This window comes from Salinigranum salinum, from assembly GCF_009176545.1.
Taxonomy (GTDB): domain Archaea; phylum Halobacteriota; class Halobacteria; order Halobacteriales; family Haloferacaceae; genus Salinigranum; species Salinigranum salinum.
Map to the genome: position 1 here is coordinate 1,542,757 of NZ_VTOJ01000001.1, position 24,953 is coordinate 1,567,709.

General features: G+C 64.4%; 23 protein-coding genes and 1 tRNA gene. 10 read left to right on the forward strand and 14 right to left on the reverse strand.

Annotated features, from left to right (window positions below):
- Positions 1-19: 19 nt before the first annotated feature.
- Positions 20-778 carry a DICT sensory domain-containing protein gene (locus tag FZP69_RS07345; protein ID WP_152040679.1) on the reverse strand — a complete coding sequence of 253 codons (759 nt, stop codon included), beginning with the start codon at positions 776-778 and terminating at the stop codon, positions 20-22.
- Positions 779-889: 111 nt separating this feature from the next.
- Between FZP69_RS07345 and FZP69_RS07350 the strand changes: the two genes are divergently transcribed.
- From FZP69_RS07350 to FZP69_RS07360, 3 genes are all read left to right on the forward strand, one after another.
- Complete coding sequence (locus FZP69_RS07350; RefSeq protein WP_152040680.1) at positions 890-1,834, forward strand: NAD-dependent epimerase/dehydratase family protein; 945 nt, start codon at positions 890-892, stop codon at positions 1,832-1,834.
- Positions 1,835-1,886: 52 nt separating this feature from the next.
- Positions 1,887-2,714 (forward strand): DUF2797 domain-containing protein, encoded by an 828-nt coding sequence (locus FZP69_RS07355; protein ID WP_192918497.1) that lies wholly within the window; start codon positions 1,887-1,889, stop codon positions 2,712-2,714.
- A 110-nt stretch (positions 2,715-2,824) separates the two neighbouring features.
- Positions 2,825-3,019: a DUF5786 family protein gene (locus tag FZP69_RS07360; RefSeq protein WP_152040682.1), complete on the forward strand. Its 195-nt coding sequence runs from the start codon at positions 2,825-2,827 to the stop codon at positions 3,017-3,019.
- A gap of 126 nt (positions 3,020-3,145) precedes the next feature.
- Here the strand turns inward: FZP69_RS07360 and FZP69_RS07365 are convergent, their stop codons facing one another.
- The 8 genes from FZP69_RS07365 to FZP69_RS07400 all read right to left on the reverse strand — a co-directional run bounded on the left by FZP69_RS07365 (position 3,146) and on the right by FZP69_RS07400 (position 13,203).
- Entirely contained in the window at positions 3,146-4,867 is a 1,722-nt protein-coding gene (locus tag FZP69_RS07365; RefSeq protein ID WP_240137485.1) for a DUF7289 family protein, read from the reverse strand.
- Positions 4,868-4,898: 31 nt separating this feature from the next.
- Entirely contained in the window at positions 4,899-5,657 is a 759-nt protein-coding gene (locus FZP69_RS07370; RefSeq protein ID WP_152040683.1) for a DUF7289 family protein, read from the reverse strand.
- On the reverse strand, positions 5,654-6,112 hold the full coding sequence (locus FZP69_RS07375) for a DUF7266 family protein (protein WP_152040684.1): 459 nt from the start codon (positions 6,110-6,112) through the stop codon (positions 5,654-5,656). Before FZP69_RS07375 ends, FZP69_RS07370 begins: the two co-directional genes overlap by 4 nt.
- A gap of 152 nt (positions 6,113-6,264) precedes the next feature.
- Positions 6,265-7,335: a DUF7261 family protein gene (locus tag FZP69_RS07380; protein WP_152040685.1), complete on the reverse strand. Its 1,071-nt coding sequence runs from the start codon at positions 7,333-7,335 to the stop codon at positions 6,265-6,267.
- The gene (locus FZP69_RS07385) at positions 7,323-7,940 is read right to left on the reverse strand and encodes a DUF7288 family protein (protein ID WP_152040686.1); all 618 of its coding nucleotides are present in this window, start codon (positions 7,938-7,940) and stop codon (positions 7,323-7,325) included. Before FZP69_RS07385 ends, FZP69_RS07380 begins: the two co-directional genes overlap by 13 nt.
- 4 nt (positions 7,941-7,944) lie before the next feature.
- A complete protein-coding gene (locus tag FZP69_RS07390; protein ID WP_152040687.1) occupies positions 7,945-8,457 on the reverse strand; it encodes a DUF7287 family protein in 513 nt (170 codons plus the stop codon).
- Positions 8,457-10,472 (reverse strand): type II secretion system F family protein, encoded by a 2,016-nt coding sequence (locus FZP69_RS07395; protein WP_152040688.1) that lies wholly within the window; start codon positions 10,470-10,472, stop codon positions 8,457-8,459. Before FZP69_RS07395 ends, FZP69_RS07390 begins: the two co-directional genes overlap by 1 nt.
- A gap of 4 nt (positions 10,473-10,476) precedes the next feature.
- Positions 10,477-13,203 carry a type II/IV secretion system ATPase subunit gene (locus FZP69_RS07400; RefSeq protein ID WP_152040689.1) on the reverse strand — a complete coding sequence of 909 codons (2,727 nt, stop codon included), beginning with the start codon at positions 13,201-13,203 and terminating at the stop codon, positions 10,477-10,479.
- Between the two features lie 644 nt (positions 13,204-13,847).
- On the opposite strand from FZP69_RS07400, the gene FZP69_RS07405 reads away from it, so the two are divergent.
- The 4 genes from FZP69_RS07405 to FZP69_RS07420 all read left to right on the forward strand — a co-directional run bounded on the left by FZP69_RS07405 (position 13,848) and on the right by FZP69_RS07420 (position 19,689).
- A complete protein-coding gene (locus tag FZP69_RS07405) occupies positions 13,848-14,825 on the forward strand; it encodes a tyrosine-type recombinase/integrase (RefSeq protein ID WP_240137487.1) in 978 nt (325 codons plus the stop codon).
- 1,702 nt (positions 14,826-16,527) lie between these two features.
- Positions 16,528-18,849: a carbohydrate-binding protein gene (locus FZP69_RS07410; protein ID WP_192918498.1), complete on the forward strand. Its 2,322-nt coding sequence runs from the start codon at positions 16,528-16,530 to the stop codon at positions 18,847-18,849.
- A 291-nt stretch (positions 18,850-19,140) separates the two neighbouring features.
- Entirely contained in the window at positions 19,141-19,341 is a 201-nt protein-coding gene (locus FZP69_RS07415) for a hypothetical protein (RefSeq protein ID WP_152040692.1), read from the forward strand.
- A 42-nt stretch (positions 19,342-19,383) separates the two neighbouring features.
- Complete coding sequence (locus tag FZP69_RS07420) at positions 19,384-19,689, forward strand: hypothetical protein (protein ID WP_152040693.1); 306 nt, start codon at positions 19,384-19,386, stop codon at positions 19,687-19,689.
- A gap of 185 nt (positions 19,690-19,874) precedes the next feature.
- On the opposite strand, the gene FZP69_RS07425 is transcribed toward FZP69_RS07420, so the two are convergent.
- Together FZP69_RS07425 and FZP69_RS07430 are read right to left on the reverse strand one after the other, a co-directional pair.
- Positions 19,875-19,947, reverse strand: a tRNA-Arg gene (locus FZP69_RS07425).
- Between the two features lie 74 nt (positions 19,948-20,021).
- Positions 20,022-20,309, reverse strand: a complete 288-nt coding sequence (locus tag FZP69_RS07430) for a Sec-independent protein translocase subunit TatA/TatB (protein ID WP_152040694.1) — start codon at positions 20,307-20,309, stop codon at positions 20,022-20,024.
- Between the two features lie 331 nt (positions 20,310-20,640).
- Here FZP69_RS07430 and FZP69_RS07435 point away from each other — a divergent pair, with 331 nt between their 5' ends.
- Complete coding sequence (locus tag FZP69_RS07435) at positions 20,641-21,120, forward strand: redoxin domain-containing protein (protein ID WP_152040695.1); 480 nt, start codon at positions 20,641-20,643, stop codon at positions 21,118-21,120.
- A 137-nt stretch (positions 21,121-21,257) separates the two neighbouring features.
- Positions 21,258-22,061, forward strand: a complete 804-nt coding sequence (locus FZP69_RS07440; RefSeq protein ID WP_152040696.1) for an HD domain-containing protein — start codon at positions 21,258-21,260, stop codon at positions 22,059-22,061.
- Positions 22,062-22,107: 46 nt separating this feature from the next.
- On the opposite strand, the gene FZP69_RS07445 is transcribed toward FZP69_RS07440, so the two are convergent.
- The 3 genes from FZP69_RS07445 to FZP69_RS07455 all read right to left on the reverse strand — a co-directional run bounded on the left by FZP69_RS07445 (position 22,108) and on the right by FZP69_RS07455 (position 23,644).
- The gene (locus tag FZP69_RS07445; RefSeq protein WP_152040697.1) at positions 22,108-23,013 is read right to left on the reverse strand and encodes a mechanosensitive ion channel family protein; all 906 of its coding nucleotides are present in this window, start codon (positions 23,011-23,013) and stop codon (positions 22,108-22,110) included.
- Complete coding sequence (locus tag FZP69_RS07450) at positions 23,010-23,258, reverse strand: YhbY family RNA-binding protein (protein ID WP_152041547.1); 249 nt, start codon at positions 23,256-23,258, stop codon at positions 23,010-23,012. Before FZP69_RS07450 ends, FZP69_RS07445 begins: the two co-directional genes overlap by 4 nt.
- Before the next feature lie 110 nt (positions 23,259-23,368).
- Complete coding sequence (locus FZP69_RS07455; RefSeq protein WP_152040698.1) at positions 23,369-23,644, reverse strand: ribonuclease P protein component 4; 276 nt, start codon at positions 23,642-23,644, stop codon at positions 23,369-23,371.
- A gap of 167 nt (positions 23,645-23,811) precedes the next feature.
- Between FZP69_RS07455 and FZP69_RS07460 the strand changes: the two genes are divergently transcribed.
- Complete coding sequence (locus FZP69_RS07460; RefSeq protein ID WP_152040699.1) at positions 23,812-24,876, forward strand: glycosyltransferase family 4 protein; 1,065 nt, start codon at positions 23,812-23,814, stop codon at positions 24,874-24,876.
- Positions 24,877-24,953: the final 77 nt, after the last annotated feature.

The following is a 24,953-nucleotide window of genomic DNA, read 5'->3' on the forward strand; positions in this document are numbered from 1 at the left end:
CCGAGTCGGCCGGCCGGGGTTATGGGAGTTCGCTTTCGTGGTTCGCGGGGAAGCGCGAGGCCGAACTGAACACGCGCGCGACGACCGACGGGTCGTACGTCCAGAACCCCTCGAACCCCGCCGCGTGTTCGAGCGCGACGAGCCCACACGCCTGTCCCGGCGTCTTCCCGCCGTCGAACGCCATGAACCACACCTCGCCGAGTTCGCCGCCGTCGGTGTGGACCGTCACGCGGTCGAGGAGCGGTGGCCGCCAGTCCGCCAGCCCGTAGAGGTGGACGTCGAGTCCCCGCTCGGCGAGCGCCTCGTAGACGTCCGTCTGCGCCTCGAGCTTCGACAGCGCCTGGAACCCGACGTCGATCCGACCGGTGCCGACCCGCCAGGCGCGGTCTTCGATCTCGCGCGAGGTCGCGAGCAACTGCCGCCGGTCCAGCGACGAGAAGACCGTGTCCGGCAGCATCGACGTGAGCTTCCGGTAGGCCGCCTCCACCAGGTCGGGTGAGCCGATCTCGTGGATCTTCGGATGACCGAAGTCGTAGACTGCGGGGAGGTCGACGCTCCCCAGGTAGCGGTCGTCCTCGGTCACGGTGAGGAACGGTTCGCTCGCGCCTTCGGGGAGGAACTGGTGTTCGAGTTCCACGTGTCTGCTCTCGAAGATCTCGGCGAGCGCGTCGGGGAGCGCCGGTGCGTAGATCGTGACCGTGCGCCGCCGCTTTTCGACGCCGGCGACGAGTTCGGCGAACGTCTGCGGGGTCGACTCCTCGGTCACACAGTACCCCATGAAAGTCACACCTATTACAGTTCCGCCCCTGCCCGCTGGGCCGCTCCGCCGGTGACAACAGTGTCGCGATCAGAAACGCACTTATATATACGTTCAGAAGACCCACGACAGATGAATCTCTCCGACAGCCGTGTCGTCGTCACTGGTGGAGCCGGGCTCGTCGGCTCGCACCTGGCGGCGATGCTCGCTCCCGACAACGAGGTGGTCGTCGCCGACGACCTCTCGAAGGGGACGCGCGAACGCGTCCCCGAGGGCGTCGAGTTCGTCCGGGCCGACATGACCGACCCGACCGACGTCGCCGCCGCGATCACGGCCGACGTCGACATCGTCTTCCACTTCGCCGCGTACACCGACACGAACTACGCCGATCCCAGACGGCTGTTCGAGGAGAACACCGAGATGACGTACAACGTCCTCGAACGGATGGACGAGGTCGGCGTCGACCACGTCGCCTTCACGTCGTCGTCGACGGTGTACGGCGAGGCGCCGATGCCGACGCCCGAGGATTACGCGCCCCTCGAACCCATCTCCGTCTACGGTGCCTCGAAGCTCGCCGACGAGGGGCTCGTCTCGACCTACGGCCACTCGTACGGGATGACAGCCTACGTCTTCCGTTTCGCCAACATCGTCGGCCCACGACAGCGGGGGAACGTCGTCCCCGACTTCATCGAGAAACTCCTCTCGGATCCCGACAGCCTGGAGATCCTCGGCGACGGCCGCCAGGAGAAGTCGTATCTCCACGTCGACGACTGCGTCGACGCGATCCGCCACGTCGTCGAGAACACCTCCAAGCCCGTCAACACGTACAACCTCGGGACTCGGACGACCACGTCGGTCACGCGGATCGCCGACATCGTCGCCGACGTGATGGGGATCGACCCGACGTACGAGTACACGGGCGGCGACCGTGGCTGGACCGGCGACGTCCCGCGGATGCGCCTGTCGATCGAGAAGCTCTCGGCGCTCGGCTGGGAGCCGTCGACGGCGTCCGATGAGGCGGTCAGGCAGGCAGCCGAACAGCTGTACGACGAACTCCGCGCCGAACACGGCGAGTAGCGCGAGGGGAGAGAGCGAGACACCTTTCACCGCGCGAGCCCTCCGTCCCCCCGTGCAGGTCGTCGGCTACGACACCGCCTCGGCGACGCTCCTCCTGAGCCGCGGCTCCGACGACCACGACCACGACCGTGACGACAGCGATCCCGCTCACACGGCGGGAACGGTCGAGTCGGTCGCGCTCGAACCGGGAACCGAACTCGCGTGGACGCTCGGCGACCGCCACTGCGCCGGGACGCTCACCAGGTGGGACGGCTCCGAAGGTCCCGAACACCTCGCCTGCGACGCGTCCGGAGCGCCGCACTGTCCCGAACACACCTCGACGTGGGTCTGTGCACGCTGTACCGGCACCTGTCTCAAGGACGAGATGGACTGTTACGACGACCACGCGGTCTACCTCGCGGCGTTCGCCCCCGACGCGTTCAAGGTGGGCGTGACGAAACTGTGGCGACTCGAGACCCGCCTCCGCGAACAGGGTGCCGACCGGGGCGCACACCTCTACACGGTCTCCAACGGACGGATCGCCCGCGAACTCGAGGCCGAGATCGCGGCCGACCCCGAGTCGGGACTCTCGGACTTCGTCCGCGTCGACACCAAGCGGGCGGGACTCGGCACGCGCGTCGACGACGAGGCCTGGGCGAGGCTGCTCGACGGGTTCGAGGTTCGCGACCGGTACGAGTTCGACTACGGGCTCGGCCTGACGGAACGGCCCGTCGCGGAGACGATCGCCACCGGCACGGTCAGAGGCACGAAGGGTCGGCTCCTGGTGCTCGACCACGCCCGGAGCAGCTACGCGGTCGACCTCCGGGACCTCGTCGGCTACGAACTCGTCGAGGGCGGGACCGAACGAAATCTTCAGTCGAGCCTGGGGGCGTTCGGCTGATCGGACGGGGACGCAGAACTGGGCGAGGCGGCCGACGACCGGAAGACACTGTCTGTCACGCCGCCGTCGAGACGTGGTGTTTTTTACGACCGTACGGACGAGTGAAACACATGGGCTTCGGGAGCTACGACGAGTCCGAGCAGGAACGGCAGCAACAGGACACCGACGGCGACGATGACGACGACGGCGTCAACGTCCACGAACACGACCACGACGGGGAGGTCAGCGTCGAATCGGACGTCTCGACGGACGACCTCGTGAGTCGGCTCGGCGAGATGCGTGACGCGGACGAGACCGACGAGTAGTCGATCGGTCCCCGTTCTCGCGGACGGCGTCGGTTCGGCGCGTACAGCCGAGAGCGGCTGGTTCTCGCCGGCGTGCGTCGAGGGGAGGCCAGGATCGTGCGACCGACCGTGACGTGATCGCGCCGGTCAGCCCGACAGTTCGACCCGGACCTCGTTCTCTGTGACGTGGAGGAACTGGATGAACTCCGCCCCGTCGACCGTATCGTAGATCAGGACGCCCGACGACAGCTCCTCACTAACCCGGTTCTGGCTCCCGCCGGGTCCCGCGTCGACGGTGAGCTCGAAGTCGGGCCCCATCCGCGAGAAGTAGTGGTTGATGACGAAGTCGATCGTCTCGCTGTTCCCGTCGGTGACGGTTCCGGGATCCTCGTCGTGCTGGTCGAAGACGATCGAGCCGGGTGCCTCCTGATCCTTTATGGCGTTGCCGAAGTGCCACTTGTTGTCGCTGCCCTGGATGTCGATGTCGCCGTACTCCATCGCGAACGACGACGTGAGATCCGCGTCCAGTCGCGGGGCCCCGCTACTGCAGTCGACGTGGATGGGCCGGCTCTGGAGGTGCGGGTCCGAGAGCGTCCGCTCCCACTCCTCGCTCGGCGCGGAGCTGTTGTGGCGGTAGTACACCGAGACGCTGAGCTCCGTGCTGCCCTTGGTGAACCCGTCCGCGGTGGCGGAGTCGCAGCGTCCCTGGCCCGCGAAGTGGAGTTCGAACTGCTGGCCGTTCGGCCCCTGGTGGTACATCGACCAGTGGAGCTGGTTGAACGCGTTGGAGTTCGAGGTGTCCGGTTCGAGGGAGAGCGTGAAGTCCGAGACGTTGTGCTGCTGGGCGACGCTGGGCGCTTCGACCGCGTCACCGACCAGCGGCATGTCGAAGGGCCCCGGCGCGCCCTTGAGCGTCACGAGCTCGATCGACGCGGTCTCGTTCGCGTGGTCCACCGTGAGGTTCCCCTCCGTTCGCTCCGTGAAGTACGTCGCCCACCCGCGGTAGTGGTCGCTGTGGACGGTAACGACGACCGTCCCGTTCTCGACCGGGTTGTCGTAGCTGCTGTCGTCGGCGTCGTCGTAGGGTGCACCCGTCCCGTCGACCGTGTTGGCGGTCTCGTTCGGGAACACCCGCACCACCTTCTTCGACGACGAGACGGGCGAGACCTCCGCGCTGACGCGCCCGGCGGCACCACCGGAGCCGGTGACGCGGACGAGCGGCATGGTCAACGTCTGGTCGCGGTAGTGGAACTCGGGCGGCGAGACCATCACCGTGCCGTCGTCCTGGGTGCGCCAGACGCCGCCACCCTCGTAGGCGACGACGGTGTCGCCGGTCGTGTACCGGACCGATCCGAGCGAACGGTTGAGGATGCGCTCGTTCTGCGTCCCGGTGAAGTTGTGGTGGACGACGCGGATCCACCCACTGTCGGAGTCGACCTCGTAGCTCCCGTCGGCGTTCCCGCTCAGCGTCACCCGCTGGCTCTCGGCCTCGCCGAGTGCCGCCATCGCGCCCCGGGAGTCGAGGAGCGTCATCGCGTGTTCCGTCCGCTGGATGTCCGCGGCGTCTTGCGTGTCCGACAGCGCGGACCCGCCGAGGGCGACCACCGCCGTCACGCCGATGGCGGCGATCGCAAGCAGCAGCGCGACGCCGACCGTCGTCGACTGGCCACTACGGTCGCGGACCAGCCGGTAGAGCCAGGGCGGTCGTCGAGGCCCCCGGGCACCGGCAGTCGGCGTCCGCCCGCGACCACCCCTCCGCCGCCGGTGCCGTCGGCGTGGTCGGTCGGCACGCCGGACCGGATGCTGTCGGTCGTCGACGTCTCGATCGTGGCGGTCGTTGTCGGTGTCCGTGTCGTTGGTGTCGTGCATGGTGGTTAGTCGGTGGTGTCGTGCGTGGTGGTCACTCGAACGTGATGCCGACGAGCGTCTGCTGGACGTACGTCCGCTGGGTGCCGGTGACGGAACAGGAGACGCTGTTGCCGACGATCGGATCGCACGAGACGTCGGTGTGTCGTCCCAGTTCGCGCTTCCAGGCGTCCGGTCGCTGCGAGGTGACGTTCACCGTCACGTCGACCGTCTCGGTGGTCTCCGCCACCGTGAGCCCGAAGCTCCCCCGCTGTCCCTCCGGCGTCTGCGCACGGACGAGGACGGTCGTGGTTCCGCCGACGGTGTTCGTGTCCCCGGCACTCCGCGTCGCGACGATCGGAAGGAGCACGCGCTCCTGGCTCAGGATGAACTCGGAGTGACGCACGATCACCGACCCACTGGCGTCCTCGCGGAAGATGGCGCCGTTGACGTAGACGATCCGGCCGTCACCGGTGTCGTAGACGATCGGCTGGGCGTCGAACTCGACGCTCTCCGTGGTGGTGCCGTTGTCGACGGAGACGTTGAACGTGGTGGCGTCGGCGAGACGCAGCTGGGCGTCGGCGACCTTCACCTCCGTCGCGCGGCTCGGCGCCCCGCGCCGAACCATGTCGTCGAAGTTGTCCCCCATCACGTCGAACGCCCGCTCGGCGTTGTTGAGCCGCTCGAAGTCGCGGGTGTCCTGCAGACCACCGAAGCCCAGGGCGAACGTGAGCCCGACCGTCGACAGGATCAGCGCGAAGATGAACACGAAGCCGAGCGTGTCGCTGACGCCCCGGTCGGTCCCCCCGATCATCGCTCTCTCACCACCAGTTCGCCGGCCCCGGCGTCGTACTCGACGACGAGGTCGCCGCCGACGACGCTGCCGGTCGCCAGGGACTGTTTCGTCACCAGCCGGAACTTCACCAAGACGTCGACCGACGCGGCCGTGAGCGTCACCTCGTAGATCCGCACGTTCGGCGTGGGATCGATCTCGATTGTGTACGCCGAACTCCCCACGCGACGGGGGTGGTTCGAGCGGACCGTGACGTCGCCGTCGATCGCCGAGGCGAGCCGGTCGGCGCCCTCGACGTCCGCGATGAGCGTCTGTCCCACCACCTCCAGTTCGGATCGGATCACCTGCTCGCGCTCGCTCTCGACGAACCCCCCGGCGGCGATCATCAGCCCCGAGATGAGGATGCTGGCGATGGCGAGCGAGAGCACGTAGCCGAGCGCCGTCGAAACCCCACGTTCGTCGTCGCGAAGCGTCAAACCGACCGACGTGGGTGCGCGGTCGTCGTCGCGGAGTGTCGACCCGACGGGCGCGGGCGTGCGGTCGTCGTCGTCGGAGGGCCGTCGGCACCGCCCCCGACGACGAGCAGGGGGGCAGTCACGGACACCGGACCGAGCGTCGCGAGGCCGGATCATCGGATCTCCTCCGGTGGTTCTATGTCGATCGTCGTCCGGTAGTAGACGTCGGTACTCTCGTACGTGACCGTGATCGTCGCCTCGTAGACCACGGCAGTGATGAACGGCGAGCCTTCTTCGGGACCCGGCCCCTCGTCGTTGTCGTAGAAGTTCTCTCCCGGTCCGTACGACAGACCGGAACTGACGGTGAGTCCGTACGTCCCGGCGACGTTGTCCGCGTTGGCGAAGCTGACCTCGACGTTCTCGTTCTCCAGGTCGGCGTCCGGCATGTCGAGCAGCTCCAGCGCCGGACAGGCCGTGCCGTTGACACTCGCGTTCGTGACGTCGATGTGAGCCGGCGAGCTGCCGGGGTGGGTACACTGGTCGGCGTAGTTGGTGTCGTTTACTACGGCCACGGTCACGTCGTCGCCGCCAGTGTCGAGGTCGTCGTAGACGTAGACGCTCCACGTATCGGCCCCGTTCTCGAAGTCGACGCGGAACGGGAAGTTGGCCAGCGTGGTCACCCTCGATCCAACGATCGAGTCCTGATCGACGGTGAACTGGACGTCACGGACCGCGACGTCGTCGGCGACCTCGTACGTGGGCGTGTACGATCGGTTCGTGAAGTTCCGTGAGGCGTTCGTCTGTGCGATCCGCGTCCCGTGTTCCGCGGTGTCGACGGAGACGCTCGCGACCCGGGCACGGCGGGCCGCGTGGATGCCGGTCGTGTCGCTCCAGTTCGCGACGCTGCGTTCGTACAGTTGCTTGACGCCCTGCGGATCGCCGGTCGGATCGTCCCAGTTCTTGTCGTCGGTGTTGTTCGCGCTCTCTTCGATCAGGAGGTCGCGGGCCGCGTCCGTGGCGGCGGCCCGGTAGCTGATCGACGGATCGGTCCCCGGGTCGGTGTTCCGCGTCGCCAGGTTCTCGGTGAAGATGGCGGTGTTCAACAGGAGCGCGAAGCCGACGAACAGCACCGCGAGCGACAGCGCGGCCACGAGGAATAGCTGGCCGCGGTCGTTGTCGCTGGCCCGGCTCCCCTGGTTTCGACCGTGGCGCGGTCGCGTCGGCGGTCGCCTCACATCCGCCATACGACCACCTCCACCTCGAGGACGTTGTACAGCGGGCCGGGATGTCGGTCGGCGGCGTAGAACGTCGTCGAGTTCTCCAGCGTGTGCGTCGTCTCCGTCCCGTCTGCCGCGTAGAGGACGTCGTCGTCGTACAGCGTGACGAGCCACCGGGCGGAGATGGCGTTGTCGCTCGGCCCGCCCATGCGGACGATCGTCTGTCGTCGGACCGTCCGCTCGCTCGTCGTGTGGTGGACGTAGAGGTTGAACGCGATCCCGCGATCGAGGAACGTCTCGTTGAGCGTCTCGCCGAGTGCCGTCGGTGGGCCGCCGGCGACGAACGTCCCCTCGAACGTGTTCCCGTGGAACCGTCCCGTCGAGTTGTTCACGGCGAGAAGCGTCGGTTCGAGCGTCCCGTTCTCCGCGGCTGCGGCGAGCACGCCCGTCGCGACCGCCTCCTGCTGGTTCTCGATGTGCTGGCTCGACGTCGACGCGGTGAGTGGCGTGACGGCCGTCACCTGCAGGGCGAAGACGATGCTCGCCAACAGGATCGTCGCGGCGGCGAACGCCTCCAGCGTGTGCGCCTGCCCGCGTCCGGCGTCCCCCGTCCCGCGTGCGTCGTCGTCCATCTGCTCACCACACCCTGACGTACAGTTCGTGTGACTCGCCCCCGTAGAGGACGCGCCGCTGCGCGGTGATCACGTCCCGTGCGTTCTCGCGGGAGTCGCCGATCTTCTCCACGACCGCACCGTCCGTGTCGACGAGCGTCACGTTGATCCGGGTGTCGTCCTCGACGCCGAGGGCGACGTACGGGTGGCTGGAGGCGCTGTACAGGTACGAACAGCCGCTCGGCGCGGGGTTCGAGGCGAAGAACGCCGTCGTACACGTCTCGTCGAGCACGTACGGCTCGGCGGGGTCGCCGAGGACGTCGGTCGCCAGCCGGTTGGCGACGCGGTCTGCGACCAGCGGATCGGACTGGCTGGTCGCGAACGGCTGGAACATCACCGGGACGAACGTGAAGACGAACGCCATCGTGAGGAGGAACAGCGTCGCACCGACGGCGAAGTCGATGGTCGTCTGCCCTCTCTCCGCTCGCCCGGACGACCGCCGTTCGGCCGTCGATCGCGGGGGTCGCCGTGCCCGCATCAGCCGACCACCGCCCACGTCGCGAGCGCGACCGTCATCAGGACGACGACGAACTTGACGCCCGACCGGAGGTCGGCGGTCCGGATGTAGCCGCTGATGAACCCCGAGAGCATCGCCTGGATCGTGACGCCGTGGAAGAACAACAGCGACAGCTGTTGCGGGTCGACCCCGCCGCTGAACGACCCACCGCCGCTGCCAGCCTGCTGGGTGAGGCCGGCCATCACGTCGAGGAACTGCGTCTTCAGAATAGCCATCACGGCGAGGAGCGTGAAGTACGTCATCAGGATGATGGCGACCTGCATTCTGGTCCTGGATTTGCGCTCTCGGTCGATGTCGTCCTGGTTCTCCGACGCCTGTGCGGCCGTGGTGAGCACCTCGGTGATCTGTGAGGAGGCCTCCTGCGCCTTCGAGATGAGTTTGACCGTGCGTGCCAGCCGGGGGATGTGGTACTTGTTGTTGAACTCGATCAGGGCGTCACGGAGACTCATCCCGTAGTTGACCTTCGCGTACATCACGTCGAACTCGTCGGCCAGCTGACCGGAGGAGGTCTGGGCGACCGTCCGGATCGACTCGAGCAGGGTCTGTCCCGTGTCGTTCGCCGAGGAGAGCTTCCGGAGGTTGTCGGAGAGCTTCCCCGTGACGGACGCCCGTCGGCGGATGTTCCACTCGTAGAACACCGTGAGCGGGACCGCGACGACGTACATCGGGAGGTACAGCCAGATGAACGTCCCCCAGACGGGGCGGGCGACCATCCCGTCCCAGCTGGTGGGTGCGACGCCCATCACCGCGGCGACGGCGACCAGCACGAGCGCGGTCGGGACGGTGAGCGCCAGGGTGTACATCGGGTTGTCGCGGAGGAAGACGTGCGGCGCGGTGGCGATCGTCATCGTCTTGTGTGTCCCCTCGCGGTTCTTGATCCGCGAGAAGAGGGCGAACTCCCCGACGAAGTTCTCGACGAGCCCGAGGTGGAACAGCCCCTCTTTCTGTCCGGTGTCGAGACGGTCGCCCCCGTCGGCGGGGAGCAGGTAGCCGTCGCCGGTCTCGTCCTGTTTGACCGTCGAGACGAGCACGAGAAATCCCACGCCGATCATCGGCGTGAGGATGTAGACGGTGCCGTAGAGGAGCACGTCCTGCGCCTCGCCCAGCATCGACATGATCACCAGAATGATGATGAGCAAGAGCGGGAACAGCGAGAGCGTCATGTACATCTCGCCGAACAGCTCCAGCGTCTCGAGCGTCATCTCCTGTTCCTGTTTCGCCGTCCGGAGGTGTTTCTCCTTCTTGTCCGAGAGGAACTGCTGCATGTCGCCGCCGGAGTTGACGATCGAGAGCATGTCCGTGAGGAACTGCGAGAGGTCGTCGCTGGGCGTGATGAGCGCCTGCTGGCGGATGGCGTTCCGGTAGTCGGTCCCGAAGTACTCGGTCTCCTGGACGATACTCTGGAACTCCTTGGCCACCTCGCCGTACGTGTCCTCGGCCCTGGCCATCGCCTCCAGGATCTCGAGCTGGTTCAGCCCCCCGACGGAGAGCGCGTACATGAACGACACCGAATCCGCGAGGAGCATGTTGATCTGTCGCTTGCGTGCGGACGCCCGCGAGTACGGCATGGCCATGAGCGTGCCGAACCCCATGCCGAAGCCGATGGTCCCGAAGACAACGCCCATGATGCCGATGGCCGCAGGGACGGCGATCGCCTCGAGCATCGCCGCCGTCGACTCGTCACCGACCGGGATGCCGAGACTGATCGTCTCCTCGGTCAGGACGCCGAACTGGACCAGCCCGAAGCCGACGAGCGTCCCGGCGGCCCACAGGCCGAGACCGCAGATGACGCCGATCGCGAGTGCCCGTGAGATGTACAGTTCGACGTTCTCGCCCATCCGTGCCTGTTCGAGCCGTTCTTCGACGTCGCTCACGAAGTCGCTGTTCTCGTCGAACAGGAACCTGAACAGCGGATAGAACGCGTCTCCCAGCGCGTCGGTGCTCCCGTCCAGACCGCTGCTGGATTCGAGACTCATTCGTTCACTCCTCCCCGGGACTTTCGAAGCCGAAGCCGAAGCCGCCAGTGTCGTCGTCCGCGTCCGTCCCGTCCGTCTCGTTCGTCTCGTCCGCCTCGTCCGGATCGTCCGAGTCGTCGCCACCCGTCAGCGCCCGTTCGAACACGTCGGCCGCCCCCGACTCGTCGGAGAGGTTCGTGCCGATGGTCTCGTCGATCGGAGTGTCGTCGATCCCGGCGGGCGCGTCGGTCTCGTCGGCCGCGTCGACGGCCACGTCGGCGACCGGTCCGATGTCTTCGAGCGCGTCCGCGACGTCCGCGTCCGCACTCCCGCGGAACTCGGGCAGGAGCGACTCCTCGGCGCGCTCGAGCAGTCGTCCGGCGAGCGACCCGGTCTCCTCGTCGGGAGCGGGTCGGGGGACCATCGCCTCCTTCTCCGGCTCGATGTTGATCTGGACGGACTCCATCTCCCGGAGGTCTTCGAGCGACTGTTCCAGCCCGTCGTCGGCGACGAGCGAGAGGATGGTCTCCTGATCGTTGATGAAGGCCTGGAACGTCGCGGCGACCTGTGCGTACGAGTTGAGCCCGCGGTCGATGAGGTACGCGAGGACGACCTGTCGCTTGAACAGCTCCCGGTCGAGCTTCTCGGCGCTCCACCCGCGGTCGAACATGATCTCCTCGAGCGTGTTCGAGTTCCCCATCTTGAGGAACTCGTCCGTCTCCGCCTGCCACTGGTAGACGTCTTGGACGTTGATCTCGTCGTTCTCCGCGTCGTAGTGGTTGATCTCGGTCAACGACTTGTTCCGTCGGACCTTGCTCCCCTCGACACGGGTCGACGTCTGGATCGACACGAGGTCCAGCGCCGTGAACATCGTCTTCGAGACGTTGATCGGCTCGGTCGTGAACCGCTTGAGCACCTCACCGACGGAGTCGGCGTGGAACGTCGTGTAGGTGGTGTGCCCCGTCGACATGACCTGGAAGAGGGTTCGCCCCTCCTCGCCACGGATCTCGCCCATCACGATGTAGTCGGGCCGCTGTCGGAGCGCAGCCTCGAGGAGGGCGAACTCGTCGACGTCGCCGCCGTCGTCCTCGGCGAACGAGGGCCTGGTAACAGAGGCGATCCAGTTGCGCTGGGGCAGTTCGACCTCGCGGGTGTCCTCGATGGAGACGATCTTCGAGTTCGAGGGGATGAACAGCGACACCGCGTTCAGCGAGGTCGTCTTCCCCGACGCCGTCCCGCCGGCGAAGATGAGCGACTTGTGGTTCTCGATACAGAGCCAGAGGAACGCCATCTCGTCGAGCGAGAACGTGTTCCAGCAGATGAGGTCGATCGGCGTGAACGGGACGTCCTTGAACTGCCGGATGGTGTAGTTCGTCCCGTGATCCGACACCTCCTTGCCGAGCGTGAGCTGCGCACGCGAGCCGTCGGGGAGCGTCGCGTCGACCTGCGGACTCCGTTTCGAGATGCCTTTGCCCGACCGCTGGGCGAGTTTCACCACGAAGTCGTCCAGCTCCTCGCGGCCGTGGTAGATGTTCGAGATGATCTGCTCGTAGTCGGAGTGGTAGACGAAGACGGGCGAGTTGTAGCCGTCGCAGGAGATGTCCTCCACGTTAATGTCGTGTTTGATCCCGTCGATGCGCTCGTACCCCGTGAAGTCCCGTCGAAGGTAGTAGAGCAGCTTCTCGACCTGGTACTCGTTGAGCGTCTTCGCGTCCGCCGCGAGCACCGCCGGCTCGGGGCGTGCCTCGATGCCGTCGAGCGCACCGATCCCGAGCGCCGTCGACGTCGACTCCGGCTCGTCGTCGTCGCCCAGCCCGAGCAGGTCGGCGAGCGGTGCCAGCGGGCCGCTCTGGAGGAAGCCTTCCTCGCCGTCGTTCAGCGTCGGCGCCGAGAAGAGACCGTACCGATCGAGGAGGTTGAGCGCCTCGTTCTCGATCACCCGCTTGCGGTCCTCGGTTCCGGCGGTGATGACCTCGTCGTCCGAGTATTTGATCGCGGTCCGAAGCTTGCCGGTGAGGAAGTCGATGAGGTCGTCCTCGATCCGGTTCTTGTGCGGCTGGATCACGTAGTACTTCTTCTCGTTCTCCTTGTCCGAGTGGAAGATGATCACGAACGAGTAGGGTTTGTTGACCCAGTACCGCTCCTCCTCACGGAAGTGTGACTTCTTCGAGAGCGGCACCGCCTTCTCGAGGTCGTACCGCGTCACGACCGTCGAGTGTCCCTCCTCGGTGCGGAAGAACGCGTCCTCGTCGAAGTCGTCCTGGACCGAGACGGTTCGGTCGTCGACCACGTCGGAGAGATCGGAGCCACGGGCACCCGCGTGCCCGACGACGTCCTCGATCGTCGCTGGGTCGAACCCGAGCGCGTCGCTCAGCTCCGTTCCGGGGTGGTCGTCGGCGAACTCCTCGTCGGTGTACCAGTCCTTCGCGACCGGTGGGTTCTCCGTGTCGAGGTACGGACCGACCCGGTCGTGCAGGAGCGTGGCGTGCGCCGCCGCGCTCGTCACCTGCCCGTCGGTCTCTGTCGGATGGAATCCGAGGTCCTCTGTCGCAGTCTCCTCGCCCTGGACTGCGTCCCACTCGATCCCGTCGTCTTCGTGTCGCGCCTCGGCAGCGAGTTCGGCGTCGTCCGGCTCACCGTACTCGGCGAGATACTCCTTCCAGGTGTACTCACCGACTGTCGCTCCCGCCGATCGCGACGGCGCTGACTTCGACCGAGTCTTTCCGGCAGGGTCAGCGTCGTCGATAGCCATTGTACCAGGACATGATTCTCTCCATCAAAAAGGCTTCTGCGGAGGAAGTGACGAACAGTAAGATATCTGTAATCAAAAAATAGGGGTACATAGTAGATGTTTACCGACAAAAGATACGTTTTCTGGTATGATGTCGATCGAAACGCGTCTGCCACAATTATCAACTTCTGTATTCAGAAGGTGGTGATACGGTATATGCTCTCTTCAAGTTGGGTTTATCTACCGACCGCTCGCTACCTGCAGCGCGCGGGGAGGACTGGGAAACGTGGACGGCCGTCCCAGACGCTCCTGGCTCGCACCCCGCTTCCGGCCCGCGGCGAGCGCCACGTCGGCGTGGCACTCGGTGTCTGTCGCGGTTGCTCGGCTGTGGTCGTTCGCGACGGTGTGTGGGCGGCTCGAACCACGATCGGACGCTTCCTCGCTCGCTTCGCTCGCTGTGCGCGACCTCCCTGATTCGAATCTCCGGAGCCGCTTTCACGGCTCGCTGTCGCTCGCCGGAAAACGGGCGTGGCGGGATTCGAACCCGCGATCGAGAGGTTGATGCTCCAGCCCGAGACGCGCCCCCTGTTCGCTCCCGGTCGTGCTTCCAGAGCAAAGCAATGAACGCACCTCTGGAACCAATCGAACCCAGCAAAGCCGTACAGATGTACCTCACATCCCGTGAAAGCGAGTTGGCGGCATCGAGCCTCCAATCCCACGAGTACCGTCTCAATCACTTCATCCGGTGGTGTGAGTCTGAGGCGATCGAGAACATGAACACGCTCACTGGTCGACAGCTGCATACCTACGGGATGTGGCGAAAGGAGGACGGAGATCTCTCTCCTGCCTCGTTCAAAGGTCAGATGGACACGCTCCGGGTGTTCATCCGATTCTGCGAGAGTATCGACGCTGTTCGACCAAACCTACACGACAAGGTGCTATCGACATCTCTGAGTCCGTCCGAGAAGCGCAGAACAGAGAAACTGAGTCGGGACGAAGCGGCAAAACTACTCGACTACTTGACGAAGTTCCATTACGCATCGTTCGAGCATACGCTCCTGACGCTTCTCTGGCATACAGGTCTCAGGACTGGCGGAGTCTACGGCCTCGATGTAACCGACTATCAACCCCGGAAAGCTCGGCTCAAACTGCGGCATCGACCAGAGTCCGAGACTCCTCTCAAGAATCAGAGCGAAGGGGAACGACTTGTCGCACTCTCAGATCACGTTTGTGAAATCGTGGACGACTGGCTGGATCATCACCGGCCAGAAGTGACTGACGAGTACGGTCGAAGCCCCCTACTCGCCACCGAGTACGGTCGTCCGCACAAGTCGACTGTCAGAGACGCTGTGTACCGCGTCACCCGTCCTTGCGAGTACACGGGCGAGTGTCCGCACGGTCGAGACATCGAGACGTGTGAGGCGCAGAACGACCACAAAAAGAGTGCGAGCGCTTGTCCGTCAAGTCTCAACCCCCATGCCATCCGACGAGGCAGTATCACGCACTTCCTCACCAAGGACGTCCCCGAGAAGGTCGTCAGCGACCGGATGAATGTCTCGACGGACGTGCTTGAGAAACACTACGACGAACGGAGTGAGGAGGTGAAAGTCGAACAGCGGCGAGGATACCTGAGTAACGTCTGATCGATGGTAGAATCTCAGCAGAGACGCTTCCAACCCTCGTTCAACTGTCTATCGCGAAATACGTCCGGTGACCGGGCCAGATTCTGTTCTCGTGTGGCGCATGTTTGATGTCGTATTATTTTTACGATCCCGTGTACAGTTCCTGGAACGGTATCCGATCGGTGAAAGTCCGGACAGTCGTCTTGTTCTGACTTTACCGAGGAGCCTTGTCTCGACGAACCTCTACAGGAGGATAACATATATTATCCTGCGCACGAGATGATGTCTGGTCATGATAACAATCAATCAACATGATTCGGAGGTACAACTGACTCGTCGTCAGCATCGGCTCGTCAGTCCGAGACGGACAAGGTCAGAATCGTTCCGTCGGATGCCTCGACAGGGGAGGGTCTCATTTCGGGTACGATCGCCTTCGAGGCGCGGCATCACCGGATGTGGCTCCCCGACGACCCTCGGATGGGTTTGTTGCGGGGGTGTCTGAACGGTGAGCAGACACGGGCTTCGCACGTCGATCGAAGCATGTCGTCTCTTTCTGAACCTCTTCGTCGTCTCGATAGTCGTCGTCGGCGCGTTCGCCGGCGGCGCGCTCGCGGGGGGTTCGCCGGTCGCGGGTGAGACGCCGGCCGCGATCGATCCGACGACGGGGGTGAGTCAGACGTCACCGGCTCCGGCGGACATCGCCGGCACGGGACTCGACTCCTGTACCGAGATCAGCGAATCCGGTCGTTACACGCTTACGTCGAACATCACGAACGATGCCCCTTATGACGAGCAGGGAACGTGCATCGAAATCACCGCCGACGACGTTGTTTTTGACGGGAACGGCTACGTGATTGAGGGACGGATCGAACTCGGCTATACGAAGGTCTTCGGTGGCACGGCGATTCAGGCAACTGACGTGACGAACGTGACGGTTAGGAACGTCACGGTCCGGTCTTGGCGGTACGGAGTCAGCTATCGGAACATCACTGACGGGTTGATACAGGTGTCGGCGTACGACCACGCGGCACCCCATGCGGTCGATTCAGATGATCTCGTCCTTGAGGACAGTGTCCTCGATTCGACGGGGACTGATCTAGAGGCAGACGACGTCGTCGCCCGCAGAAACGACATCGATATGGATGGTGAGTCAGGTGATGCCATCCGCGACGGAATACGAATTATCGGCGACGAGGCGGTCGTCGCCAACAACTCGATCGATCTCGCCGAACAGCGCGACTCTCCAATACATTACGGTCTCTATCTCAACGGGAGCGAACATCGGGTTCAAGACAACGTCCTATTCGGGGACCGGGCAACGAGATCGAATCCCAACCCATCTGCGGAAGGTGCCGGGTTCCGTATCGACGGGAACGGCCATACGATAGTCGAAAATAATATACTGTATGCAGTTGGTTCTGAACTGAAGGGGAATAATCACACTATTGTGAACAATTACTGGCCTCAGTCGAGGATACTTTCATCTGGATCAAATTACACCGTGGTCAATATGACCGTTAGTAGTCTAAGTATCGAAGGTGAAAATAATACCGTGGAAGACATTTCAGCAAAAACTAATGTAGGTGGCTATGAGGGGTTTTCCACAGGATCGATCTCGGTGATCGGGGCGAATAGCGTCCTCAGAGACGCCACGGCGAATGAAACTGCACACGTTAGGGGAGTGAATGTTACAGTAACCGACTCACGGGCTAAGTCTCTGTCCGTGTCCGGTCAACGCGTCTCGGTCGTCGAGAACGACGCCGCGTCGCTCACTGTCAGTAGGATGCAAGGGACGGAGAACCTGTCCCTCGTGCGAAATACGATCCGAGCGTCGTTGCGTATCGACCAGGCCGAGAACCTCACGTTCGAGAACCGAGCGTTCACGAGATCCGTATCGATCATCGAATCCGATGGAATCACCTTCCGAAACCTGACTGCAGGCAGTGTCTACGTCTCGAGCTCCAATGGCTCCGTCATCTCCGATATCACGGTGGACGCGAGTTCAGATTACCACCGGGCGGATACGACCGTTCTCGAGACGTCGTCGAACAACGTCGTCCGCAACACCACGACCGAGACGATCTCTCTGCGGTCGTCACCGAACAACACGATTCGGAACACCAGCGCCGAAGAGGTCACCCTCAGTTCTCCAACAGGCAACAGGCTGTTCAGCGACAACAACACGGTCGCGGGCAACACCGCCGACCTGATTCAGGTCATCGACGACTCCCGGAACAACACGATTCGTGACAACGACGCTGCCGTCCGTATCGCCGGTGAGACCTCCTACGACAACGTCGTCGTCGACAACAACGCCTCCAACCACCCGGTGGGCATCGAGATCGACGGCGCCAGCCGAACGATCGTCGAAAACAACACGGTCGCCCAGGTCGCCCGCGGGATCGTCCTCGAGAGTGCGACCGGCAACCCATTCGTAAACAACACCGTCGTCGACAGCGGCCAGTGGGACTACTTCGCGACCGACGGCTCGACCGACAACCCCATCACCGACCTCACCGTCGGTCCCACCGTCTCCTTCGACAGCCGCGACGTCGCGATGAAACAGGCGACCGACCCACCGCAACCACCCGAGGGGAAAGCCGGGATCGGCGCGTTCATCGTCGTGAACGACACCGAAGCCGACGCGTGGGTCGATCTCACCGTCCAGTACACCGACGCGGACGCCGCAGACGTTGACGAGGGGAGCCTGCGACTGTGGCGGTACGCCGATGGCAGTTGGGAGCCGATCGGCGAGGACGAGCGCCTCGACACCACTGACAACCAGGTGAGCGCCAACGTCAGTGGAGAGAACTTCGGGATCGTCGCCCCGCTCGGTGACGCGACCGACACCCAGCGCCCCTACGGCGGGATCCCCGCGACCGTGCCAGGCGAGATAGACGCTTCCCACTTCGACACGGGCGGGGAGGGAGTCGCGTACCGTGACACGACTCCCGAACGCCGCGACGACAGCGGCTTCCGACCGGAGACGAGCGTCGATATCGAGTCGCCGTCGCTGGGCGGAACCGGCGACGGGTCGATCGGGTACGTCGAGGAGGGCGAGTGGCTCGAGTACACCATCGACGCCGAGCCCGGAACCTATCGGCTCTCCCTGGCTGTCGCGAGCGATCGGGACAGTCCCGGAGAACTGACCGCGTCGGTCGACGGCCGCAAGATCGGAACGATCGCACAGCACACGGGCGGGTGGTACAACTTCGCCGAAACCGAGGCCGGTGAGTTCACCATCGACGAAGGTGGCGAGCACACCATCCGGATCGAGTCCACCGGACCGTCGCTCAACTTCGACACCCTCGTCGTCGAGAACGCCTCGACTCCGCCCGCCCAGCAACCCTACGGCGGAACGCCTGTTGTTGTACCGGGTGAGATAGACGCCTCCCACTTCGACACGGGCGGGGAGGGAGTCGCGTACCGTGACACAACTCTCGAACGCCGCGACGACAGCGGCTTCCGACCGGAGACGAGCGTCGATATCGAGTCGCCGTCGCTGGGCGGAACCGGCGACGGGTCGATCGGGTACGTCGAGGAGGGCGAGTGGCTCGAGTACACCATCGACGCCGAGCCCGGAACCTATCGGCTCTCCCTGGCTGTCGCGAGCGATCAAGACGGTGAACTGGTAGCCACGGTCAATGGTCGGGAGATCGGGACGGTCGAGCGGAACACCGGCGGCTGGTACAACTTCGTCGAGACGACCGCGGGGGAGTTTACCATCGACGAAGGTGGCGAACACACCATCCGGATCGAGTGGACCGGGCCACCGCTCAACGTCGATCGTCTCATCGTCGAAGAGAGCGGCACGACCACCGAGCACACGATCGAGATCGTTGGGAGCGGCGAGTACACCGAGTACGAGTTCGAGGTGTCTGGCGAAGTCACCGGCGGGTCGGGACTCAACCCCGCCGATTCGTTCTCGGGGTCAAGGGCGTCGGGGACGGTCGTCGACGGGTCGGACACGTACACGTTCACCGGTGAATTGACGAACCTGAGCGTCGACGGCACCGCGACCGTCCGGATTCGAGAGGGAGAGTAGTCGCGGGCTGTCTTTCGGCGAGTCGTGCTCCCGTGGGTTTGGGGACGACCAAGAGATCGTCGGTGGGTGGGTCACTCATAAGAAGCCCAGCACCTCCCTGGAATCGCGTTACCGCGATACGATGACCAGATTAGTCGAATCCGGGTAGCCCTGAACATGGTTGATCCTCTTCGTCTAGGGGCCCGGAAAACCGCAAGACGGCAGATGGGCGCTGCAGGATTTGAACCCGCAACAACTTGGTAGGCGCGTATAGCGTCTCTAAGCCTATCTCAGTGCTTCCATGGACAAACCATGGCAGACGAACTGGAACCACTCGACCCGAAGACTGCGGTCGAGATGTACCTCCAAGAACGACGTACAGAGCTATCAGACGCCAGCATTCAGGCACACAACTACCGGCTGAGGCATTTCATCCGCTGGTGCGACGAACAGGACATCGACAACCTGAACGAGCTTACCGGCCGTCTCCTGCACCAGTATCGCCTCTGGTGACGGGATGACGGCGACCTGAACAACGTCACGGTGAAAACGCAGATGGACACGCTTCGGGTGTTCATCAGGTTCTGTGAGCGAATCGACGGTGTGTCGCAGAACCTGAGTGAGGCGGTTATCTCACCGACGCTCGATAACGGGGAGAATCAGCGAGATGTAATACTCGAATCGGGATCTGCGGAGGAATTACTGACGTACCTGAACCGCTTTCAGTACGCTTCGTTCACGCACACGTTGCTCCTGCTGCTCTGGCGGACGGGGCTTCGGATGGGTGCTGTTCGGGCCGTTGATCTCGTTGACTATCCGAATAGCGATGAAGACGCGTCCTCTGTTTATTTTGTTCGATGAATCTTTTGATGCCGTGTTTCAAACACAGCCCGAGGAACTATACCTGAAGGTTTCGTCGGATCATGTGGAAGCACGGACGGGACAGAGGCGCGCCACGCTGCGTGTTCGAATCATAGCGGTGGTCCGAAGTCCGATTATAAAGGATCGGCCACTGTACTGCCAATGCTAAGCGGTTAATGGAGCAACGGGCGTGGCGGGATTCGAACCCGCGATCGAGAGGTTAGGAACCTCTCGCCCTGTCCGCTAGGCCACACGCCCCGCGCGGGAGTACCGAAGCGATCGACTAAAAGCCGCCCGTCGGACAGAACCGGAGCTGAGGAGAAGTGCGCCGTTCAGCTGCTCGACGTCGAGTCGGTGTCGGCCTCTTGTTCCTCGAGTTCGCGCTCCTTCTCGCGCTTGCGCGCCTCGAACTCCTCTTCGTCCTCGTCCGGCTTCATCTCCATCTCTTTCAGTTCTTCCTCGATCTCCTGGCGGCCGCGCTGGAACTCGCCCATCGCCTGGCCGGTCGAGCGCGCGAGTTTGGGGATCTTGTTGGCCCCGAACAGCAGGACGAGCACGAACAGCACGATGAGCAGCTCCGGCCCGCCCGGCAGCCCCGGGAACAGTATGACATCGGACATCGCTGTCTGAGCTTAACCAAGTCGCGATTATAGGCTTTTTGGACTGCACGGGGTGACAGAACCGCGGGTCGATGCGGGCGAAGCCGTCGCGCACACACCCTGGAGGGTCGAAAACGACACGCGGGAGTCACGACGACACGACCGGCGACCGTGACCCGACCGATCCACGACTCGACGGTGAACTCACGGCAGCTGGAGGGTGACACGGTGGATGACGATTACGAGGGCGAGGAGGCGACCACGACGAACCGTTCGGAGCAGGCGCGTCGGCGACGACGTCGCGTCTGCCGCGAGCGCAAACCCCAAACGGCTGCCACACCCTCTGTGATCTATGGTCGACGTAGGCGACACTGCTCCCGACTTCACGGCACCGATGGCGACCGGCGAGATCGAGTCGTTCACCCTCTCCGAGCACCTCGACGAGGCACCGATCGTCCTCGCGTTCTTCCCCGCGGCCTTCACCGGGACGTGTACGACGGAGATGTCGACGTTCCAGGATCGGCTGGCCGACTTCCAGGCCACCGGCGCGAATATCTACGGCGTCAGCATCGACTCGCCGTTCACGCTCAACGAGTTCCGCGAACAGAACGGCATCGAGTTCCCACTCATCAGCGACACTAACCGGAAGCTCATCGACCTGTACGACGTCTCGATGGATTTCGAGACGTACGGGGTCTACGACATCGCGAAGCGCTCGGTGTTCGTGATCGACGGCGACGGGACGGTCACCTACACGTGGGCGTCCGACGACCCCGGGGTCGAACCCGACTACGAGGCCGTCGAGGAGGCCGCCGCGGCGGCCGCGGACTGAGGCGTCGAGGAGCCGTCGACGAACGCCAACGCACGCCGACGAACGATCGACCGATCGCGGGTCACACACCGTACTCCGTCGCGCGCCTCACACACGCATCCGTCGAACTTTTTTCCGTCGCCGTCGTCTCGTGGACGATGAGTGACCTCAACGGCGGCCGAGAGTACGACCCCGACGACGATCACGCCTTCCCGGACGAGCGACTCAACGAGATCCTCCCCCAGCTCCTCACCGACCCCGAGGTGACGACGCTGCTCGAGGCACAGAACGTCAACGCCGTCACGCGCAAGGGGTACAACGATCACGGGCCGAAACACATCTCCATCGTCCGCAACCGCGCACTCAGGCTGTACGAACTGCTGAAACGCGGTGGCTGTGAGTTCAACGGGGCCGACGAGCAGGGGCTCGACGAGGCCGACGAACCGGTCATCATCGTGCTCGCCGCGACCTTGCACGACATCGGTCACATCGTCCACCGTGACGAACACGCGTACTACTCCATCCCGCTGGCGTCCGACATCCTCGACCGACTCCTGCCCCAGTTTTACGACACCCCGAACGCGGTCCGCGTGAAAGCCGAGACGCTCCACGCGATCCTCTGTCACCACACCGAGGAGACGCCCCTGACGAAGGAGGCGGGCGTCATCCGCGTCGCCGACGCGCTCGACATGGAACGCGGCCGGTCGCGCATCCCCTACGAGAAGGGCGGTCGCGGCATCAACACGCTCTCGTCGCAGGCCATCACGGACGTCATCCTCCGAGAAGGCGACGGCGTCCCCGTCCAGGTGGAGATCGAGATGGTCAACGCCGCCGGTGTCTACCAGGTCGACAACCTCCTGAAGGCGAAACTGAAGGAGTCGATGCTCGAAGAGGAGATCCGCATCGTCGCCATCAACACCAAGTCCGACGACTCACAGCTGGTCGAGCGGATCGAGCTGTAGCCGCCTCGTCGGGCGGCAACGACCCGAGCTGTCGCCGCCTCGTCGCTCAGTCGTCGGCCGACGTCGTCATCGCCTGCACCCCTTCGACCTGGAGCGCACCGTGGAGCGTCCGGTTCGGGTACGGGATGTTGATGTCCTCGGCGTCGAACCGGTCCTTGACGTTCGTCACGTACTCTCCGCGGGTCTTCACGAAGTCGGCGCGGCTCGGGTTGTCGATCCAGACGCGCGACTTGAGCACGACCGAGGAGTCGCCGAGTTCGGTCAGCCGCACCGTCGGCGCGGGATCGTCCATGATACCCTCGTGGGCCTCGGCCTCCTCCATGATGATCTCCGTCGCCTTCGGGATGTCGTCGTCGTAGCCGATGCCGAACGGCACCTGCAGCCGGAGCTTGTCCTTCGCGACGGGGTTCTTCACGACCCCGTCCGTGAGCTGGGAGTTCGGCACCGTCAACAGTTCGTTGTCGAACGTTCTGACCCTGGAGACGCGGAAGGAGATGTCCTCGACGATGCCCGAGTTCCCGTCCCACTCGATCCAGTCACCGATCTTGAACGGCTTGTCGGTGAAGATGAACACGCCTGCGACGAAGTTCTTGATCACGTCCTGCATCGCGAAGCCGATGGCGAGCGTCGCCGCCGCGGCGATGGTCGCCAGCGATGTGAGGAAGTTGCCGTAGCCCGCGAAGCCGAACGCCACGGCGATCGCGACGAAGACGACGAACACCCCTGCGATCTTCTTCAGCGGCCGAACCGCGTGCGGCTCGAGCCCACGCGCCTCGAAGACGCGGTCGAGGATCGGGAAGAGGATCGCTCGGCCGACGAGGTAGACGACGACGAACGCCACGATGAACGAGATGACGCCGCCGATCGAAGCGGCGTACGGCACGCCGTTCTGCGCGAGGAAGCGGCCGATGAACCCTCCGGACCCGGCCTGGAGCAGGAGTCCCGTGCTCATCGGTGCATCACCGCCGTGTGGCCACGGGTCTCGAAGACCTCGGCATCCGTCCGCCTGGCGAGATCGTCCGCGAGTTCCTCGGTCGTCGCCGCTCCCCGCGCCGACCGGAGGAACTTCACCTTCACCAGGTCACGGTCGCTCAGTTGGTCGTCGAGTTCGTCGACCACCGCTTCGATACCGCTCTTGCCGACCCAGACAGTGACGTCGAGGTCGTGAGCTCGCTTTCGCAGCTCCTGCGCACACATGTTGTCTCGCATTCGGACGGCCCTCTTTTGTATCTTACTTTTAATGATAGCGTAAGTACCTGGAGTATTCAGGCACAGTGAATCGCCCCCGTCGGGCCGTCGAGAGGGTCTCACTCGTAGGGGTATCGTGCGAGTTCCCCGCACTCGCACGCGACGACGACCTTCCCCGACTGGAGACGGACCCGCGCGTTGACTCCCGGTCGGAGGTAGGCGTCGCATCGGTCGCAGGTGAACCGCCGAAAGTGCCGGGGGAGTCTGAGACGGTGGCGCTCCGCGATCCGCCGGGCGAGACGTACGTACTCCCGGGCTCGCTCGTCGTCGCCCGCACGAGTCGCGTCGCTGGCGAGGGCCTCCAGCCGTTCGATCCGCTCCTCGGGGATGCCCATGCGTTCGATGGCGCACGGGTACAAAAAGACGTTCCGAACCGGTGGTTCTCGTGTCTCTCGGTTCGATCGTGGGAGGGCGGATCGGCGTCGTCGCTCGGTCCGATCGACCGCAGCCCTCCCCGGTCGGAAGCGACAGCGTGAAATCGCTCGGTCTGGAGCGGTCCATCGTGCGGGTACTCAACTACCTCGAACTCGCGTCCCGGCTCGACCGCAGCGGGATCGGGACCGCGGCCGACCAGCAACGGGCGGCTCTCCGAACCACGGACGTCGAGGTTCTCACGTGTCCGTGGAAGGGTGACTCTCCCGTCGCCGCCGCCGAGTACGCGCTCCGTGGCCGAGGTGGCTTCCGGGAGTACGACGTCGCGCACTGCAACCTCATCGGCCCGGGGACGCTCGCGGTGGCCCGCCATGCCCGGCGAACGGGGACGCCACTGGTCCTCCACGCGCACGTCACCCGCGAGGACTTCGCCGAGTCCTTTCGCGGATCGACGCACGTCGCCCGCCCCCTGGGGTGGTATCTCCGCTGGTTCTACTCGCAGGCCGACCTCGTGCTCTGTCCGAGCGAGTACACGAAGCGAGTGCTCGAGTCGTACCCGATCGACGCGCCCATCCGCCCGATGACGAACGGCGTCGACCTCGACTCGCTCGTGGGGTTCGAGTCCCTCAGAGACGACTACCGCGAGCGGTTCGATCTCGAGGGAATGGTCGTCTTCGCCGTCGGCAACGTCTTCGAGCGCAAGGGGCTGTCGACGTTCTGTGAACTCGCCCAGGAGACCGGCTACGACTTCGCGTGGTTCGGCCCGTACGACACGGGGCCGCACGCCTCGTCTACCGTGAGATACTGGGTCGGGAACCCCCCGGAGAACGTCACGTTCACCGGGTGGGTCGACGACAAGCGCGGCGCGTTCGCCGCCGGCGACGTCTACCTCTTCCCGACGAAGAACGAGAACCAGGGCATCGCCGTCCTGGAGGCAATGGCCTGCGGGAAAGCCTGCGTCTTGAGGGACATCCCCGTGTTCGAGGAGTTCTACACCGACGGCCACGACTGTCTCAAGTGCGACACCTACGAGGAGTTCCGCACGGCACTCGGGCGGCTGGACGACGACGCCGACCTCCGGGAGCGGCTTGGCGAGAACGCCCGGGAGACGGCCGAGGAACACTCGCTCGATCGCGTGGGAGCGCGACTCGTCGAGGCGTACGAGGACGTCCGCGACGGTCGCACTTCCGACTGACCCGGCTCGGGGCGCTCCCGACTGCCCGATCCAATCTGCCCGGCCGCCCGTCCGTGAGTCGTGGGTGCCCGTCCGCA

What these genes read in the sequence shown, in the direction of transcription:
- FZP69_RS07345 (WP_152040679.1), bottom strand. Translation starts at nt 778, where the DNA reads ATGGGGTACTGTGTGACCGAGGAGTCGACCCCGCAGACGTTCGCCGAA.
- FZP69_RS07350 (WP_152040680.1), top strand. Translation starts at nt 890, where the DNA reads ATGAATCTCTCCGACAGCCGTGTCGTCGTCACTGGTGGAGCCGGGCTC.
- FZP69_RS07360 (WP_152040682.1), top strand. Translation starts at nt 2,825, where the DNA reads ATGGGCTTCGGGAGCTACGACGAGTCCGAGCAGGAACGGCAGCAACAG.
- FZP69_RS07365 (WP_240137485.1), bottom strand. Translation starts at nt 4,867, where the DNA reads ATGCACGACACCAACGACACGGACACCGACAACGACCGCCACGATCGA.
- FZP69_RS07370 (WP_152040683.1), bottom strand. Translation starts at nt 5,657, where the DNA reads ATGATCGGGGGGACCGACCGGGGCGTCAGCGACACGCTCGGCTTCGTG.
- FZP69_RS07380 (WP_152040685.1), bottom strand. Translation starts at nt 7,335, where the DNA reads ATGGCGGATGTGAGGCGACCGCCGACGCGACCGCGCCACGGTCGAAAC.
- FZP69_RS07385 (WP_152040686.1), bottom strand. Translation starts at nt 7,940, where the DNA reads ATGGACGACGACGCACGCGGGACGGGGGACGCCGGACGCGGGCAGGCG.
- FZP69_RS07390 (WP_152040687.1), bottom strand. Translation starts at nt 8,457, where the DNA reads ATGCGGGCACGGCGACCCCCGCGATCGACGGCCGAACGGCGGTCGTCC.
- FZP69_RS07395 (WP_152040688.1), bottom strand. Translation starts at nt 10,472, where the DNA reads ATGAGTCTCGAATCCAGCAGCGGTCTGGACGGGAGCACCGACGCGCTG.
- FZP69_RS07400 (WP_152040689.1), bottom strand. Translation starts at nt 13,203, where the DNA reads ATGGCTATCGACGACGCTGACCCTGCCGGAAAGACTCGGTCGAAGTCA.
- FZP69_RS07405 (WP_240137487.1), top strand. Translation starts at nt 13,848, where the DNA reads ATGTACCTCACATCCCGTGAAAGCGAGTTGGCGGCATCGAGCCTCCAA.
- FZP69_RS07415 (WP_152040692.1), top strand. Translation starts at nt 19,141, where the DNA reads ATGGCAGACGAACTGGAACCACTCGACCCGAAGACTGCGGTCGAGATG.
- FZP69_RS07420 (WP_152040693.1), top strand. Translation starts at nt 19,384, where the DNA reads ATGGACACGCTTCGGGTGTTCATCAGGTTCTGTGAGCGAATCGACGGT.
- FZP69_RS07430 (WP_152040694.1), bottom strand. Translation starts at nt 20,309, where the DNA reads ATGTCCGATGTCATACTGTTCCCGGGGCTGCCGGGCGGGCCGGAGCTG.
- FZP69_RS07435 (WP_152040695.1), top strand. Translation starts at nt 20,641, where the DNA reads ATGGTCGACGTAGGCGACACTGCTCCCGACTTCACGGCACCGATGGCG.
- FZP69_RS07440 (WP_152040696.1), top strand. Translation starts at nt 21,258, where the DNA reads ATGAGTGACCTCAACGGCGGCCGAGAGTACGACCCCGACGACGATCAC.
- FZP69_RS07445 (WP_152040697.1), bottom strand. Translation starts at nt 23,013, where the DNA reads ATGAGCACGGGACTCCTGCTCCAGGCCGGGTCCGGAGGGTTCATCGGC.
- FZP69_RS07450 (WP_152041547.1), bottom strand. Translation starts at nt 23,258, where the DNA reads ATGTGTGCGCAGGAGCTGCGAAAGCGAGCTCACGACCTCGACGTCACT.
- FZP69_RS07455 (WP_152040698.1), bottom strand. Translation starts at nt 23,644, where the DNA reads ATGGGCATCCCCGAGGAGCGGATCGAACGGCTGGAGGCCCTCGCCAGC.